This is a genomic window from Pseudomonas sp. Irchel 3A5, assembly GCF_900187575.1.
Lineage (GTDB): Bacteria > Pseudomonadota > Gammaproteobacteria > Pseudomonadales > Pseudomonadaceae > Aquipseudomonas > Aquipseudomonas folii.
This window is the reverse complement of sequence record NZ_FYDU01000006.1, coordinates 371,309-387,423: the sequence shown is the minus strand read 5'-3', so window position 1 is coordinate 387,423 and position 16,115 is coordinate 371,309. Positions and strand designations below refer to the sequence as shown.

Here is a 16,115-nt window from a genome sequence, read left to right as displayed (position 1 = left end):
AAAACCCTTTTACCAACGCTTGGTCGCCAATGGTAAACCCAAGAAAGTGGCCCTCGTGGCCGCTGCTCGTAAACTGGTTACCATGCTCAACGCAAGGATGCGCGAAGCCTTGCAGGCTGGCGCGCATCTGGCTTGAGAACACAGTTGCTACAGAGAATCATTCCGAGTCAGGTGATTGCATTTTGTTTGATAGGCGCTGCATTTCACTGCTGACAATTGCAGTTTATTAAGAGCCCAGTTGCCGTCTCGCATCGCTCGTGATTTCTACACCTCCAGTCCCCGCATCCATCCTGATTCATGAGGGCACAGAAGACACACTAAAATAATAATATCTGTCAGTACATATCCATTACTTATGTGGGAAAAATCTTATTCCAAACACGTAATCGAAAACCATCTCTGTAAGTTAATTGCAAATCGCTATATTTGTAACGAATGATTGTAATTGTTATTCCGAATGTTTATCGTTTCTGTCTATACAAGTCATCGTCTTTACGTCGTCCTGGCTTGTTTAAATTACGTTTTACAGATGTGTCCGTGCTCTATGTAGGAAGATTCTGTTTGGGCTAATAGATGTGCTCGATCTCGCCACGCGGCTCGCTGCTTATAGAACCCGCGGCGTTATGCCCAAGGCCTTTGAATTGCCCTGCAGTCATCACAAGGAATGTAAATAAAGAATTCTCCTACGGATTCGATTAGAGAGGAGGTTATAACCACGCCCTTTTTATCCATGGAATAGATTGTTATCGGCCTGTACAGGCGATGTGTGAACCAACAATAAAAACTGCACAACACAAACGTAAATATAAGGGAGTTATATCATGAGCGTTTTGCTTTCTCGGGAGGATGATCAGGCGTGGGGGCAATCGGTGCGTGCACCACTTGTTCAGGTGGGCCAGGGCTTCCAGCAAATGGTCGCCCGGCAGGCAGCGTTATCCAGAACAGAGTTGTGTGATCAACAGGTCGCGCTACTGGGACCGCAAGGGAAACTATCGATGTTCTCCCGGCAGGTTGCTGCGCAGGGGCGGCAGGCGCCTTTGCTGGCTGAGCTCCCGGAATCCAGTGATTTCGAGCGTCTTCAGCAGGCAGAAAAGGCGGTTGATTTTGTCCTCGGTCTGCATCATCGACGGACGCTGACCGACAACCCTTTTCATGACTTCTCACGCCAGTTGCTATGTTGCATGGTGTTCGACGACCTGTCGGTCTACACCCTGGCAGAGCGCTTTGCGGCGTCTGAAGCCTTGCGTCAGCGCGACAGCCTGTACTTCATTAACCTCATCGCAACCACCCGGCATACCGTCGAGCGGCGTCTGGTTTTCATGGGGTTGCTGGAACACTTCGATGCGCTGTTACCCATAGAACAATGCATCTACCCCGTTGATTACCGTTTGGCTCAGCAAAGGCACCTGGAACGGGAAGAAGCGCTGTATGGCAGGCTGGAACTTGAAAAAAGCGTGAGTGAACTGCTTGAAGAGCACACCCCTGAGTGGTTATTGACGAACCTCTGCCTGAGCAGGATTACCGTTGATTGAAGGGCGCAGAACACTCGACTGATAAGCCAGTAATGGCATTGACTGGCTGACGGGGTTACCGCTTCTGAGCAGATTTGGAAGCGGTACTCTGGGCGAGCCTTATACAGGCATGAAACCAAACGGCCGTGCACGTCACGACGCGGAGGATTCAATCCCCAGTCGTGGATAATCCATCACCGTCGGTGCTGCAGAACAGACCCGATTACGGCCTGTGGTTTTTGCGATATACAGCGCCTTGTCGGCTTCGTTGATCCACGTGGCGGCATCGCTGAGGTGAGGGCCGAATGTCGAAATGCCGATGCTCAGGCTCAACTGCAAGTGAGGCAGCTGTGGGTCTTTCAGGTTATTCACATCGCGGCGTAGCTGTTCGAGAATTTCCCACGCCAGCGTTGCGCTGGTATTGGGCAGGATAAGGCAGAATTCGTCACCACCGTAGCGTCCTGCCAGATCAACATCCCGCAGGTTGGCCAGGAGTGCCTCGCTCAAGCGCTTGAGTACGCTGTCCCCCACAATATGGCCATGGGTATCGTTGATCGCTTTGAAGTGGTCGATATCAATCAGCGCAATGGACGACTGCCGCGACAATACCTGGCATTTGTTGAACTCCAACTGCAGCAGGTCCTTCCAGGAACCGTGATTGATCAGCCCGGTGAGGCTGTCGGTACGGCTGAGTTTCCCCAGAATATGTTTGTGTTCACTGAGCTTGACCGCCACCCGATAACTCATATAACCGACGAACATCGGGTAGAACACCAGCACCGGTAGACAGGCATAGATCTGCGTGGGAGTGCTGGAGGACACGAAAGGCTGGCGAAACAGGTAGAGGGAAATGGCGGCACCGACTATTTGTGCAACACAGCCTCGCAGAAACAGGCGTTTACCACCGGCCGCGAGGTTATGCATGGCCATCATCGCCAGCACAGTAACGGTCGGTAATGGATTGAAACCCATCGCGCCGGCCCAGAAACCACCTGCCAGTGAATCAACGAGGATATTGCGTTGTTCCGCGTGATACGGCTGGCGCGAGCGAGTGGCGAGCCATAAGGCAATGGGAGGCCAGACAATCGAGTTGCACAGCATGATTGCCCAGACCCAGGCAGGCGGGCGTAATGGGTACATGGTAGCCGCGACACTGAAAAATCCGATGCCGACGCCAACACTGCGTACCCAATAAATGCGTTTGGCAAAGGACCTTCCCTTGCCGTCGTGGTTTTTCATGGCGCTCTACCGAATCGATCTGAGGGCCTACCAGCCTTAGGTCAGAACGAAATATCGGATTTTGGCTCTCCCTCATGAGAAATGGGAAGAGCCTTTCGCCATTATTGAAAAATAACGTCGCAAATAGTCGCTATCTGGAACGTAAAGGATGTTTTCCGACTCATCTCGACTTCATTTGAATGGCAACCACGGCCGTTGCGATAGACAGCAAGGCGATGAACGCGGCGATATAACCCACATCAGCCAGGCTCAAATGCTCGATCGTCAGACCGCCAATCACCGAACCCAAGCCGATACCGGCGTTGGCGGCTGACACGTTGAGTGTCCCGGCCAGTGCCTGAGCATGGGGTGCCGTTTTCATGACGCGGATCTGGCAAATAGGGAACAACGCCGTATGGGCGATGCCCCACACCAGCAAGACCGCACACAACAGCGGGATCGAGCCAGCGGCAGGCACAGTGGCCGTCATGCCTATTGCCAATAACAGCGCGAAGACAATCGTCGAACCCAACGGACTGCGATCCACATAACGACCACCAAGGCCATTACCGATCAGGCCCACTGCGCCGAAGCCCATCAACCACCAGCCGACCTGGGTAGGGGCGATCATCGCGATGCGCTCCAGGGTATCCGCCAGGTAGGTGTAAGCGGTGAACATCGCGGTGAACACCAGAATCGACAGCAGCAAATTGACGATGAACTGCGGGTCAGTGAGGATTTTTGCCTGTTTGGCCAGGCCGACCTTCGCCGTTTTAGCGACTGAAGGCATGGAAATCCACAGCAGCAACGCCATCAACAACGACATCACGGTCAGTGCCCAGAAGGCCCCGCGCCAGCCCACTGCGCCCGCAAACAGCGTGCCCAGCGGAATACCAAACAGCATTGCCGCGGAAATACCCAGATAAACCCGCGCTACGGCTTTACCGGCCTGACTTGGCCCGGCCATCAGGCTGGCGGTTTCGCTGGCCGTGCCCCAGAACACTGGCAAAGCCAGAGCAGGTACGAAGCGGGCGAATGCGAGGATCCAGATGTTGCTGGACACAGCCGCCAGGGCGTTGGACGCGGCGAAGATCAGCAGGATTGCCACAAAGGTTTTCTTGCGATCAAGGTGTGAAAGCATTGCCGTCAGCGGCGGACCGAACAACATCACCGTGAAGGCGAACAAGGTCACCAGCAAACCCGCGTCAGAGATTGAAATCCCCAGATCGCGGGCCATACCCGGCAGCATGCCGATGATCAGAAACTCAGTGGTGACGATCACAAAACCGGCTAGCGCCAGCATCGCAATCGCCAGATTCGCACCAGTGGCGCTTGCGCCGCTGGCAGAACCAGCAGCGGTAGTGTCTACAGAAGGCATGGGAATAACTCGAATTGAAAGAATGACGCTAGACTATTCGAGAAATCACTTCTTATCTTTGGTGGTTTTTCCGTGCACTATGGAATTAATTTCATCAGTTGACAGCGCTCATGATCTCCGCCGACCGCCTCAAAGGTATATCCACATTCGTAGCCGTGGCCAATGCGGGGAGTTTTACCGCGGCCGCCGAACGGCTGAGCCTGACCAACTCTGCGGTCAGTAAGAGCATTGCCCGGCTGGAAGGGCGGCTGGGCATGCGCCTGTTCGAGCGGACCACCCGCAGCCTCGCGCTGACGGATGAAGGCACGGCTTACTATGCCGTCTGCACCCGCATCCTCGATGAACTGGCAGACGCCGAAACCGCATTGGCCGCACAGCGCTCGGAGCCCGCCGGAAATCTGCGCGTGGATTTGCCAGCATCGTTCGGGCGCATCCACGTGTTGCCACGGCTGTTGGAGTTCGCCGAACGGCACCCCAAGTTGCGCCCGCACGTGTCTTTTACGGATCGTTTTGTGGACTTGATCGAAGAGGGCATCGACCTCGCGGTGCGCATCGGCGGCTCATCGGCCTGGCCATCGACACTCGGTCATCGCTACCTGGGGACCGAGCGAGTGATCTTCTGCGCCGCCCCGGTTTACCTGCATCGCCACGGCACGCCACAGACCTTTGATGATCTGGCCGATCACGCCTGCATCCTGTACGGCAAAGACAAGGGCGGCACCAGCCCTTGGGTGATCGTCGACGCCACCGGGCAAACCCAGCTGCGCATGGTCGATGGCCGCATTGTGGTCGGAAATGGCGAAGCCCAAGTCGCCGCCGTGGTGGCAGGCAGCGGCGTTGCTCAGCTGGCAACCTGGCTGATCAAGGACCAACTGCAACGCGGAGAACTGGTAGAAATCCTTCCCCACCTCGCAACCGAGGGCCTCGACCTGCACCTGGCCTGGCCACGTAATCGCGAGTCACTGCCCAAGGTGCATCAGTTAGTGGAATTACTGTCGACGACGTTGCGGATGGATTGAAGCATTAAAATCGACTGGCAAATTGCTGCTTTAAAGGCTTCAATTGCTGCCTTTAAAGCAGCGTTGAGGACGACGGTATGGAATTGGCCAGTTTTCTGTTCTCCGAATACAGGCGCAAGGTCTTAGCCCTTCTGCTCCTGCATCCGGGAGAGCAGTATCACCAGCGAGAGATCGCGCGGCTGACCGGGACCATTTCCGGCACCCTGAGTCGCGAATTGAACAAGATGGTCGAAGTCGGGATTCTTAAAAAAATCCGTGTCGGTAATCAGGTGCAGTATCGCGCTGATCCTGGCTGCCCGATATATGAAGAGTTGGCCAGTATTTTGCGCAAAACCGACGGCTGGCTTCAGTCCCTTTCGGTCGTACTCCAGCCTCTGGAAGACAGGATCAAGGCGGCATTTGTGTTCGGTTCGATGGCCAGCGGCAAAGCTGGCCCTGACAGCGATATAGATCTTATGGTGATTGGCGACGTGACCTTCAGCGAGCTGATCAGCCTGCTTTATCCTCTGCAAGAGACGTTAGGCAGAGAGATCAATCCCAAACAGTATCCCGAAGGTGAATGGTTTCAATTGGTAAAAGAGCAGGGTGGTTTTGTGCGGGACTTGTTGAGTAAACCTAAGCTATTCGTGATCGGCTCCGAGGAGGGTCTTGACGCAAAACACAGGGAGTAACGCATGACGCTGGAAAACCTTTTAGGCACTGCACTCGAAAGCATTCATAAGGATTCAGCCAACATTGACCGTCTGATAAGTGCGGCCCAGCGAAGTCTTGCAGATGCCCAACTCACGCAGATGAGCAATGAAGGGCGTTTCGACATGGCTTACAAGTCCATCATGCAAGCCGCCAATGCAGCCTTGCAAGCCAACGGTTTTCGGACACTGACCAGCAAGCCCGGTCATCACATGACAATGATTCAGACGCTGCCTACAACGATTGGCCTGGATCGGCAGTTCATGATTACGCTGGATGGTCTGCGGAAATTGCGCAATCTCAGTGACTACTCGGGAGACCCCGTGAGTGGGGCCATGGCTAACGAGGCTGTGGAGTACGCCCTGCGGCTGCTCGGAGAAGTTGAATCCTGGATAGCTGTCCATAGATAGACCTTCCGAACACAAAATTTGCCATCTATTCGCTGCAGGCTGAAGCGGTCTCATAGCGGTCCGCTACTTCCCCGCCGTAATCCCTTTTAACAGCTCCCCATGCGCCTTGGCGTCTTTCTCTAGGGAAATCACGTTGACCATTGCCATGCGCTTGCCTGAGGCGGCTGTCACGGTAGTGCTCAACACTTTGCCGCCGTCGACGCTGCCGGAAATATCCAGTTGGCGAAGGCCCAGTCCGCGGCGGACCATTTTCTTCACGTCGCCCAGTTGCCTGAAGTTCTGGTAGCTGGCTTTCTGCTGTTCGATGGTCGCGGCAATGACGCCGCTCAGGGTGGCGTCATCGTTGCTCGACACCGTTTCGCGAGACTCCAGCGGCGTTTCGGTGACGATCACCACACGCTTGGCAGCCTTGTTCATGTACAGCGAACCCGTGACCCCTGCAGCCTTGGCCTTGTCGTCAATCTCCGGCATCGGGCTTTTCACGTAGTCCTTGGGCAAGCGGAACACCCATTTGCCCTCCAGCATCGAGACTTTCTGCTGGGTTGGGGCTTTTTGTTGAGGCGCGGCGGCCAGATTCGCACCTTGCAGACCCATCGCCAACGCAGCGGCCAACAGCAGAGTCTTACAGCTAAAAAACCGCATCGGATGTCCTCGAAGAGAGCGCCGGTGTGATCGCGGCGGGAGATGCTGGCATCCTGCCCTAAGGGGAGATTGATGTCGAATTTCAACCTGGCTAAAGCTGAATGCAATCCTCGAATTGAAATGCATTTTTTGTAGGAGCTGCCGAAGGCTGCGAAGCATTTATCCTGACACGCCGCTTTCGCAGCCTTCGGCAGCTCCTACAGATCACCTACAGAGACCTCAATCCAACGGCAACGCCACCTTCACTTCCAACCCGCCACTGCGCCGGTTGCGCAAGGTCAGCGATCCACCGTGTTCAAGCACCGTTGCCCGTGCTGCGGATAAGCCCAATCCCACACCGCCGGTGTTTTTGTTGCGCGAGCCTTCGATGCGAAAGAACGGGGCAAACACCTGCTCGTGCAGCTCCGGGGCAATACCCGGCCCGCGATCCTGCACCAGAATCTCGACCCAACCTGCGCGAGAGTCGAGCTGCACACTGGCCTCATGACCATACTTCACGGCGTTATCAATCAAATTAACCAGCGCGCGCTTGATGCCAATCGGACGTCCTTCATACACAAAACGACTAGCCCCCACGAACTGCACTTCAACGCCCGCGTCCTTGAAATCATCCACCACCGTAAGCAGCAGCTCCGCCAGATCAAACGCCGTGGCCGGTTCCAGCCGTGCATCGTCCCTGAAGAACTCCAGCGCAGAATTGACCATCGTCTGCATCTCATCCACGTCCCGGAACAGCTTGGTTTGCTGCTCGGCATCCTCGATGAACTCCCCGCGCAAGCGCATGCGGGTCAGCGGGGCCCGCAGGTCGTGGGAGATGGCCGCAAGCATCTGCGTGCGATCGTTGAGGAAATGCTGGATCTGCGCCTGCATCGCGTTGAAGGCGAGGATCGCCTGACGGATTTCATGGGGCCCGACCACCGGAATCGGCGGGGCCCTGAAGTCTTTACCAAAACGCCTGGCCCCTTCGGCAAAGCGTTCAAGCGGTGCGGCCAAATGGCGAGTTGTAATCAACACCACAACGATGGTCGACAACAGCACCAGAACGAGCACGACCAGATTACGCTCGAACGGGTCCAGCCCCCATTTACGAGTGGGCACTGAAAACTTCACCCAAGAGCCATCCGTCAATTGCAGCATCAACGCATAGGGCCTTTCGACCTGCCCGGTGTCCCAGTCACTTGGCTCGTAGGCCTCGATAGTTGCATTGGGCATCTCCAGCAGATCACGCAAAAGCTGCTGACCATCATCAAAGCCCGGATCATTGGAGGCAGGTAGATTTGCGTCATCATGGCGGAGCAACCATTGAACATTGGACACCGAGTCAGTGGCGGAGAGGGCGATGCTTGCCCGCTGATCCAAAGGCGCAGCATTGATGATGCGTGCGATGATCGCGACCTTTTCCATCAGGCCGGTTTCCAGAATCGGCGGTCGCGCCCAGACGCCTGCCAACAACGTAAAGGCGCCATTCAGCGCCAGTGACGTAAGCATCGCCAGCATCGTCGTCAGGGCGATCCAGCGTGCGACCGTGTCATGGGGGCGATTCCATCTGGCGCGCAATGCCGACATAAAACTCATCGCTTCACCACGGATGGGCTGAACAGATACCCGCCGTTGCGGATCGTGCGAATCATCGGCTCACTGTGAATATCGGCCTCCAGCTTGCGCCGCAGCCTGCTGACTTGCACATCCACACTGCGATCAAACGCGTCGTAAGCTTCGCCACGGGCCATGTCCAGCAACTGCTGACGGGTGAGGATGCGCCGCGGGTGTTCGGCAAACACCAACAGCAATTCGAACTCCCCGGTGGAGAGCGGGATCATGACTTTTTCCGGCGAGCGCAACTCGCGCCGCGTGACATCCAGCTGCCAGTTGGCGAACTCCAGAATCGAGCGCGAGGAGTCAGTCGACACCGTCGCCGCTTCCCCCACACGCCTGAGCACCGCACGCACCCGCGCCAGCAACTCCCGGGCGTCGAACGGCTTGGTCAGGTAATCGTCGGCACCCAACTCCAGGCCGATGACCCTGTCACTCAATTCGCCCATGGCCGTCAGCATGATCACAGCGATCTTGTGTTTGGCCCGCAATTGCTGACAGAGCACCAGGCCGCTTTCGCCGGGCAGCATAACGTCGAGAATGATCAGATCCGGCAAACGCTGCTCCACCGCCCGCCACAGCGACGGGCCATCGGTCGCCACGGCGACGCTGTAGCCGTGTTGCTCAAGGAATTTCTGCAGAAGGGCGAGGACTTCAACGTCGTCGTCGACCAGTAATAAATGGCTCACAGTGGGCTCGCTGCCGGAGTGGATTCGCAGCGCCTATCTAAAATCATTCCAGGCGCTACGTCATATATTTCAACTCGGTAATAAAGCGACCGGCAGGCAATAAAACAGAAATCTTCAGGCAAAAAACCGCAGGCAGGATCAGCGCCAGTCCTAGCCGAGATTATCTTGCATGCCCACTCTCAAATCCGCTCCGCCTGTTGCCCGCTTCACCTTTGCCGGTTTCGTCGTCGTGCTGGTCAGCGGGTGTGCAAGCGCGCCTTCCACACCGGTTGGCCCTTGCGACAACGTCAGTTACACGCTTCATGACCCGGCGGAGCCGGTCAACCGCGGCATCTTTGCGTTCAACCGCACGGTTGACGACTACGCCATTGCCCCGGTCGCCCGTGGTTATCGCCACCTGCCGGACTTCTTCCAGACTGGCGTGCATAACTTCGTCGCCAACTTCGGCGAGCCAAAGGTGTTCATCAACGACCTGCTGCAAGGTAACGGCGAGCGTTCGGTCGCCACCTTTGGGCGTTTTGTGATCAACACCACCGTGGGCATCGTCGGCTTGATCGACGTCTCCGGCAAGATGGGCATCCAACGCCACAAGTCAGACTTCGGCCAGACCTTCGGCGTGTGGAACATTGCCAACGGGCCAATCGTCGAATTGCCATTGCTCGGCACCGGCAACCTGCGGGACGCGACCGGTAAAGTCCTGAGCTTCGTGGTTGACCCGCTGGGCAGCAACAGCGACACCGTGCAGACCCTGGGCACCATCAACACGGTTGGCGGGATTGTCGACGGTCGCGCCGAAGCCTTGCCGTTCACCGACCAGCTGCGCAAACAACCGGATTACTACGTAGCCCTGCGTGACACCGTTGCCCAGAAACGCGCCAACTTCGTGGTCGAAGGTAAATCGGGCGCTGTCGCTCCAACCCATTCAACCTGCCCAGGTGGTGAACCCGATGACGAATAGAACCGAAGCACTGGTGCTGCACCGCAGAACCCGAAACCCCAATCCCGCGTCACTGCACAGCCGCGAAATCGAACTGCGCCTCACCGAAGACGGCCGCCATGTAACGCTCAGCCGCTACGTCGAACTCTACGGCGACGAAAACAACAGCTGGTGCACGGCCCGCCACCACAGCGTGCCGCTGAAAAACATGATTCGTTGGATTATCAGTAATGGGGTAGAGGGGTAGGGCTGCGGACTTCGATGCCCAACGGGTAACTGACACAATCTTCCTGACACTGCACAAAGGGATCTGTGTGCGAATTCTTTCGCGAAAGCGTTGTGTCAGACACAGGTGTTTTTCAGGACGGCCTCTTCGCGAATGAATTCGCTCCCACTGGAATTTCATTTCAACTCAGGCAATTGAGGATTTGTTGATCAGTCTGTTATCTGCCATGACATATTGCCGGGTCAGCAACCGAGCGGGATTTGCCAGCCTATGACTTTGTGTCCCCAGTGGTGACACTATTTAAGTGGACCATTTGTGTCAGCGCTGCTGACACAAATAACGCTCCCGTTTCAGCACAGCAAAAGTCTCAGCACTGCCGAGACTTTTGCTTCAGCGCATCCATCCAAAACAAAGATTACTTAACCTTCATCGACGCAAAGATCGCCCGAATTCCGCGGCACTTGGGATAATCCCCACACCCCCAGAATTTACCTCCGGCATTGGCCCCGGTGCGTGCGACTTTCTGCACCATGACTTTCTTGCAATGCGGACACGCAGGGGCTTTCGGTTCGGCTGCAGCCTTGGGCGCTGCCTTCGGTTTGGCCTTCCTGACCTTCGGTTTGACGGGCTCAACGGGCGGCACATCGGGTAACGCCTCCTCAACCACCTGCGACCCGACCACAGTCTCACGCTTGACTTGGAACCGGGCAAAAACACGAGCGAGCAACGTGTAGAGTCGAGAGCGTTTCACAGTGATAACCTGATGGGTCAGAAGCGGGCAGGGCGCAGACTTTACCGCAAACGCAAATCCGTAGGACTGGCTTTAGCCGGGAGGGCGATAGTTCTGACGAAAAAAAGTCCAGCGAATGTACTGGCCCTCTCGCGGCTAAAGCCACTCCTACGACGTAGGGCGAGATGCACCGAGGCGGACGCCTTCCTCGAAATGCATCAACCCACCTTGATCAAGGTAAGCTACCGATTTGTGAAGTTGCCCGCGACACTTGGCTCGAACGAATCAATAAAAGGAGGCTGCATGCTGCAAGTCTGGGGAAGACGCTCATCGTTCAATGTTCAGAAAGTCATGTGGCTCATTGGCGAGCTGGATCTGCCTCATGAGCATATCCCGGCAGGTGGCGCCTTTGGCCTCAAAGACACCCCCGAATTCCTGGCCATGAACCCTCACGGCCGTGTCCCTGTTATCAGGGACAGCGATGGCACCGTAGTGTGGGAATCCCACAGCATTCTCAGGTATCTGGCAGCACGATACGGCGGGCCCGATTTCTGGAGTGATGACCCGGCGCGTCGCTCGCAGGTCGACCGGTGGATGGATTGGTCTCAGACAACGCTGCAACCCGAGTTCCTGACCGGCGTGTTCTGGGGATTTTACAGAACCCCCGAAGCCCAGCGAGACGTTAAAGCTATCGAAAGAAATGTGGCGCTGTGTGCGCAATATTTTCAGCTACTCAATCAAGTTCTGAGTGACCAGGACTTCCTCGCCGGGCAACACCTGACGTTGGCAGACATACCCGCGGGCACCCACCTCTATCGCTATTTCAATCTGGATATCGCCCGGCCCAATGTCCCTCACGTGGAGGCTTGGTATCAACGGCTGCAAGCGAGTCTAGCGTTTCGGGAACATGTCATGATTCCTTTTGACGATTTGTTTGGGCGGCTGGATTACTAGCGCACCAGCCCAGGCGACAACGATACTTTGCTCACACTGCCAAGCATGGCCATTCACTAAATGGATATCTGCGACATCACCACACCCGTGACACCACGCGGTCGCGCAGCGAACACAGTTCCATGTGGGAGCGGTGCTTGCCCGCGATAAGAGCACCGCGATTTATCCTTCAGACCGCGTTGCCCTTATCGCGGGCAAGCACCGCCCCCACGTAACACGCATCCATTCAGTGATTTATATTTTGTTTGATTAGAACAATTTCTTGGCGATACACCAGCCCTACACCAGAAAGTCTACTACCACGTAGGACTCTTCTCTTTTTCTCCCTCAACGACCAGTCCTGTCCGTCGCCTTGCTAAGGTCCATTCCTGCGTCAAACGAACTGGCGCTGAGAACCTGAACATCTCAGCCTGTCCCAACCAGCTCTGAAACCCTTACGCTACAAGGTCCGCGAGCAAAGACATCAAGTCCGGTGGTTTTCGAACGTCCTTCTATTTAGTTTCAACCTTGCACAAAGCACATCCCTGAAATCCCACGAGGCACGTTATGTCCGACGACAACGACAACGACAACGACAACGAGAATGGTAACAACATCAACATTGGCTCTATCGGTAACGCCAATCACATCAATATTGCCCAGAGCCAATCCACCATGCGTAGGCCCATCGAGTTCGAAGTTGTAGCCAGCAGCGTGCAACGGCTGAGCCGTGCCAGCGTCAACAAAGGCGCCTGGTATTTCGCAGGCTCCATACCGGCGTTTGCGCTGTCCGTCATGTCCATCTTTGCCGATGCGGTGGGTATCTTTTCCTACTTCAATCTCGGCTGGAAAATCCTCGCCTGGGCCATCGCCATCATCGGCATGTTCGGCCTCGTGTTCTACAAGTCCAAAGGCAAGATAGCCCTGCAAACCATTCCAGAAGGGCAGGCGCGTTTCATTGATGGTCGCTGGGTCGAGCGTGACGAAGCTGGCGATTACTTGCTCTATCGCAAAACCGCGGCTTGCAACCATCAGGGCTGCAAAGGAACCGTGCGCATCGAAACGCCGCCGCCTCGTGAACAACACAACCACGACTACATTGGCGTGTGTGACGTTGGTGGCAAACAACACACCTACCGCGTGGACTTCAACGGTATCGGCGAGCGCCAGCACTTCAACTGGGACCCGATCGACCCACCGAAGCCGCAATAAAAAGCCCAAACCCAAGCGCAGATTTGTCTCGCCACTGGCGAGACAAATCCCGCACGTTCATTGCACTACACGGCAAGCCTGCCTCAGACTCTGCGCACAATTCCAGGAGCTAGCCGCATGACGACTGCCAGACACGACTTCACCACTCAACTTCTCATGGATGCAGGCATTAGCAGTGGGATGCGCGTTCTGGACGCTGGGTGCGGATCGGGCGATGTGGCCTTCCTGCTCTGCGGTCTGGTGGGAAATACCGGCGAGGTCGTGGGAATTGATCACGACAGCAATGCGCTCACGACGGCCCGCAACCGAGCGAGTGCCAGTCAGCAACCTGCACCCACCTTCATTCAAAGCGGACTGCTCGACTTGCCTGCATCCATGGGCACGTTCGACGCCATTGTCGGCCGTCGAGTGCTCATGTATCAGGCGGACACCGTTGCAGCCGTCGCGGCACTGGCTAAGCATCTTCGTCCGGGCGGGGTCATGGTGTTCCAGGAGCACGACACCACCCTGGCCCCAGCCAGCATCGACGCGTTCAGCCTGCACCGAAAAGCCCAAGGCTGGTTACAACAGATGCTCGCGCGTGAAGGCGCCGACCTGCACATCGGCTTCAACCTGCACGCCATCTTCACCAAGGCCGGGCTGACGGTCGAAAGCGTGCGCGCAGAATGCGTCGTACAAACACCCGACAGCGCTTACAGTCTCGGCTACATCGTGCAAGCCTGCCTACCCCGCATCATCGCCCTGGGCGTGGCAACAGCAGAAGAAGTCGACATCGAAACCCTGCAACAACGCCTGGACCAAGAGCGCACAAAGTCCGAAGGTATCTACATCGGCGACGTCATGTTCGGCGCATGGGCGCGCAAACCGGGTAGATAAAAGCGTCGCCGATCCCTGTTCTAGCGGCAAACGGTAGACCTGTAGTAGCGCACGAGCCCCGCGAGGCCGCGATGGCGGTGTATCAGAAAGATCGCCATCGCGGCCTCGCGGTGCTCGTGCGCTCCTACAGCCAAGTATTTCAAATCAGATTGTTGTTTGATAAGAGCCAGTCCCACTGGCTCGTAGATCTGAATGCATGACTACACCACAAACCGGCTCACCAACTGATTAAGGTTAACCGCCAGTTTCGACATTTCACCGCAGGCACTGGCCGTCTGGCTCGCACCCGCAGCACTCTGTGTTGCCAGCTCGCGAATGCTGACCAGATTGCGGTCAACCTCACGCGCCACATGGGATTGTTCTTCAGAGGCGGTCGCGATCAGCAAGTTACGCTCATTGATCTGAACAATGGCCGTGGCGATTTGATCCAGCGAGGTACTGGCCTCCTGGGCGACGCCCAGTGATTCAGTTGCCAGGTCTTTGCTTGTATTCATAGCCTTCACCGCCTGATCAGATTCGTTCTGAATAGCAGCAATCATTTGTTCGATTTCCTGAGTCGATACCTGAGTACGATGGGCCAACGCTCTGACCTCGTCAGCCACCACCGCAAACCCACGACCTTGCTCGCCTGCTCGTGCTGCCTCGATGGCAGCGTTCAACGCCAACAGGTTGGTCTGTTCGGCAATCGCCCGAATGACCTCGACAACTTTAGTGATGCCCTGAGCGCGATCCGACAACCCCTGAATCTGCTCACTCGTGTTTTCAACGTTACCGTTCAATTTCTGAATAGACTTCAGCGTCTGAGCCACTCGCGCCAGACCGACCTCGGTATAGCCCTGAGTAAGCTTCGACTCTTGGGAGGCCGACTCCGCGTTGCGAGCGACTTCATCAACGGCCGCACTCATTTCCGTGACCGCTGTTGCCGCTTGATTGACCTCATCGTTCTGGGCAACAAGGCCCCGACTCGATTCTTCGGTGACTGCCGTCATCTCTTCTGACGCCGAGGCCAGTTGGGTGGATGAATCAGATATCTCCATGATCGTGCTGCGCAGGTTCGCTTGCATCTGTGCGAGGGCTTTCAACAATCGCCCGGCTTCATCAGTGCCGCTGACCAGTACCTCTTTGGAGAGATCACTGGCCGCGATACGCTCAGCGACGGTCAGGGCATCATTAATGGGAGACGTGATGCTCTTCGTCAGCAGCAATGCCAAGCCGACCGTCAGCACGATAACCCCGGCAATAATGCCCACAACCAGCCAGAGCCCGTTGTTGTAAAGATCCGTTGCGTTCTGCCCGGCCTGTGCTGCGCCTTCGTTGTTGTAATTAGTCAGATCCTTGATCTGCTGCTCCATCGTATTCGTCAGCGGACGGATACCGGTACTCACCAGGCTCACCGCAGCCGCGATGTCGCCCTGCCTCATCATGGGTTCGAGAAGGTCCAACTGTCTGGAGTACGCATCGGCGCTGTTTCTTACCTGCGCATACAACGTGCGCTCTTTGTCGTCCCCGACGAGGGAATCGTACTGCGCCACCGCATCGGTGAACGTCTTACGGTAACCAGGGAAGCTATCAATAGTCTTTTGAATGGACTGAGGGTCAGCAAGGCCACGCTGTGTTTCAAGCCTCAAGCGAAGGACCGTAGAGTTCATCAACGCCGTCTGTCGAATGCTGGCCATCCAGTTCAGTTCGACTTCCTTTTCGGCGTCCCTCAGTTTGCCCATCTGCACCACGGCAAACGCGCCAAGCACAAAGACCAACGCAATAATCAACGCGAAAAACAGGGCAGCGCGGGGCGCCACGTTGAGATTTCTAAGACGCATACGAGATTCCTGTTTTCCAACGAAGGGGTAGATGTACTCAACACCCTATCGACCCAACTTTGGAAACTTGAGACACCTTCGACGAAAGGGGGAGGGGCATACCGGAAACTGTCACATACGCGGTATTCAGCAGTGCGCTCCGCAGGAAAAAGGCCGGATTGATCCGGGAAGAGGCCAGCCTGGACGCCAAGTGACAGGCCCCGCCGATCCCCTGCAGGAGCCAACTTGTTG

Annotated in this window: 16 protein-coding genes; 9 read left to right on the top strand and 7 right to left on the bottom strand. The window is 56.2% G+C overall.

Annotated elements, in window-relative coordinates:
- Nucleotides 1-821 precede the first annotated feature (821 nt).
- A complete protein-coding gene (locus CKW31_RS12725; RefSeq protein ID WP_095095118.1) occupies nucleotides 822-1,532 on the top strand; it encodes a hypothetical protein in 711 nt (236 codons plus the stop codon).
- Nucleotides 1,533-1,664: 132 nt separating this feature from the next.
- Here the strand turns inward: CKW31_RS12725 and CKW31_RS12720 are convergent, their stop codons facing one another.
- Together CKW31_RS12720 and CKW31_RS12715 are read right to left on the bottom strand one after the other, a co-directional pair.
- Complete coding sequence (locus CKW31_RS12720; RefSeq protein WP_095095115.1) at nucleotides 1,665-2,750, bottom strand: diguanylate cyclase; 1,086 nt, start codon at nucleotides 2,748-2,750, stop codon at nucleotides 1,665-1,667.
- A 160-nt stretch (nucleotides 2,751-2,910) separates the two neighbouring features.
- Nucleotides 2,911-4,107 (bottom strand): MFS transporter, encoded by a 1,197-nt coding sequence (locus tag CKW31_RS12715; protein ID WP_095095112.1) that lies wholly within the window; start codon nucleotides 4,105-4,107, stop codon nucleotides 2,911-2,913.
- A 110-nt stretch (nucleotides 4,108-4,217) separates the two neighbouring features.
- Between CKW31_RS12715 and CKW31_RS12710 the strand changes: the two genes are divergently transcribed.
- From CKW31_RS12710 to CKW31_RS12700, 3 genes are all read left to right on the top strand, one after another.
- Nucleotides 4,218-5,126, top strand: a complete 909-nt coding sequence (locus CKW31_RS12710) for a LysR family transcriptional regulator (RefSeq protein WP_095095109.1) — start codon at nucleotides 4,218-4,220, stop codon at nucleotides 5,124-5,126.
- A gap of 77 nt (nucleotides 5,127-5,203) precedes the next feature.
- The gene (locus CKW31_RS12705) at nucleotides 5,204-5,797 is read left to right on the top strand and encodes a nucleotidyltransferase domain-containing protein (RefSeq protein WP_095095106.1); all 594 of its coding nucleotides are present in this window, start codon (nucleotides 5,204-5,206) and stop codon (nucleotides 5,795-5,797) included.
- A 3-nt stretch (nucleotides 5,798-5,800) separates the two neighbouring features.
- On the top strand, nucleotides 5,801-6,226 hold the full coding sequence (locus CKW31_RS12700) for a HEPN domain-containing protein (protein ID WP_095095099.1): 426 nt from the start codon (nucleotides 5,801-5,803) through the stop codon (nucleotides 6,224-6,226).
- Between the two features lie 63 nt (nucleotides 6,227-6,289).
- Here CKW31_RS12700 and CKW31_RS12695 read toward each other — a convergent pair whose 3' ends face one another.
- The 3 genes from CKW31_RS12695 to CKW31_RS12685 all read right to left on the bottom strand — a co-directional run bounded on the left by CKW31_RS12695 (nucleotide 6,290) and on the right by CKW31_RS12685 (nucleotide 9,150).
- The gene (locus tag CKW31_RS12695) at nucleotides 6,290-6,868 is read right to left on the bottom strand and encodes a polyribonucleotide nucleotidyltransferase (RefSeq protein ID WP_095095095.1); all 579 of its coding nucleotides are present in this window, start codon (nucleotides 6,866-6,868) and stop codon (nucleotides 6,290-6,292) included.
- A 219-nt stretch (nucleotides 6,869-7,087) separates the two neighbouring features.
- Complete coding sequence (locus CKW31_RS12690; RefSeq protein WP_095095091.1) at nucleotides 7,088-8,443, bottom strand: ATP-binding protein; 1,356 nt, start codon at nucleotides 8,441-8,443, stop codon at nucleotides 7,088-7,090.
- Nucleotides 8,440-9,150: a response regulator gene (locus tag CKW31_RS12685; protein ID WP_095095088.1), complete on the bottom strand. Its 711-nt coding sequence runs from the start codon at nucleotides 9,148-9,150 to the stop codon at nucleotides 8,440-8,442. Before CKW31_RS12685 ends, CKW31_RS12690 begins: the two co-directional genes overlap by 4 nt.
- A 169-nt stretch (nucleotides 9,151-9,319) precedes the next feature.
- On the opposite strand from CKW31_RS12685, the gene CKW31_RS12680 reads away from it, so the two are divergent.
- On the top strand, nucleotides 9,320-10,108 hold the full coding sequence (locus tag CKW31_RS12680; protein ID WP_095095085.1) for a VacJ family lipoprotein: 789 nt from the start codon (nucleotides 9,320-9,322) through the stop codon (nucleotides 10,106-10,108).
- Complete coding sequence (locus tag CKW31_RS12675; protein WP_095095082.1) at nucleotides 10,098-10,334, top strand: hypothetical protein; 237 nt, start codon at nucleotides 10,098-10,100, stop codon at nucleotides 10,332-10,334. Before CKW31_RS12680 ends, CKW31_RS12675 begins: the two co-directional genes overlap by 11 nt.
- Before the next feature lie 394 nt (nucleotides 10,335-10,728).
- Here CKW31_RS12675 and CKW31_RS30355 read toward each other — a convergent pair whose 3' ends face one another.
- Complete coding sequence (locus CKW31_RS30355; RefSeq protein ID WP_371856733.1) at nucleotides 10,729-11,064, bottom strand: topoisomerase DNA-binding C4 zinc finger domain-containing protein; 336 nt, start codon at nucleotides 11,062-11,064, stop codon at nucleotides 10,729-10,731.
- Nucleotides 11,065-11,346: 282 nt separating this feature from the next.
- On the opposite strand from CKW31_RS30355, the gene CKW31_RS12665 reads away from it, so the two are divergent.
- The 3 genes from CKW31_RS12665 (at nucleotide 11,347) to CKW31_RS12655 (ending at nucleotide 14,064) form a co-directional block, all read left to right on the top strand.
- Nucleotides 11,347-11,997, top strand: coding sequence for a glutathione S-transferase family protein (locus tag CKW31_RS12665; protein ID WP_095095076.1), 651 nt, complete (start codon nucleotides 11,347-11,349; stop codon nucleotides 11,995-11,997).
- Nucleotides 11,998-12,543: 546 nt separating this feature from the next.
- Nucleotides 12,544-13,188 (top strand): hypothetical protein, encoded by a 645-nt coding sequence (locus tag CKW31_RS12660; RefSeq protein ID WP_095095071.1) that lies wholly within the window; start codon nucleotides 12,544-12,546, stop codon nucleotides 13,186-13,188.
- Nucleotides 13,189-13,305: 117 nt separating this feature from the next.
- Nucleotides 13,306-14,064, top strand: a complete 759-nt coding sequence (locus CKW31_RS12655) for a methyltransferase domain-containing protein (RefSeq protein ID WP_095095068.1) — start codon at nucleotides 13,306-13,308, stop codon at nucleotides 14,062-14,064.
- Nucleotides 14,065-14,264: 200 nt separating this feature from the next.
- Here the strand turns inward: CKW31_RS12655 and CKW31_RS12650 are convergent, their stop codons facing one another.
- Nucleotides 14,265-15,884: a methyl-accepting chemotaxis protein gene (locus CKW31_RS12650; RefSeq protein WP_095095065.1), complete on the bottom strand. Its 1,620-nt coding sequence runs from the start codon at nucleotides 15,882-15,884 to the stop codon at nucleotides 14,265-14,267.
- Between the last annotated feature and the right edge of the window lie 231 nt (nucleotides 15,885-16,115).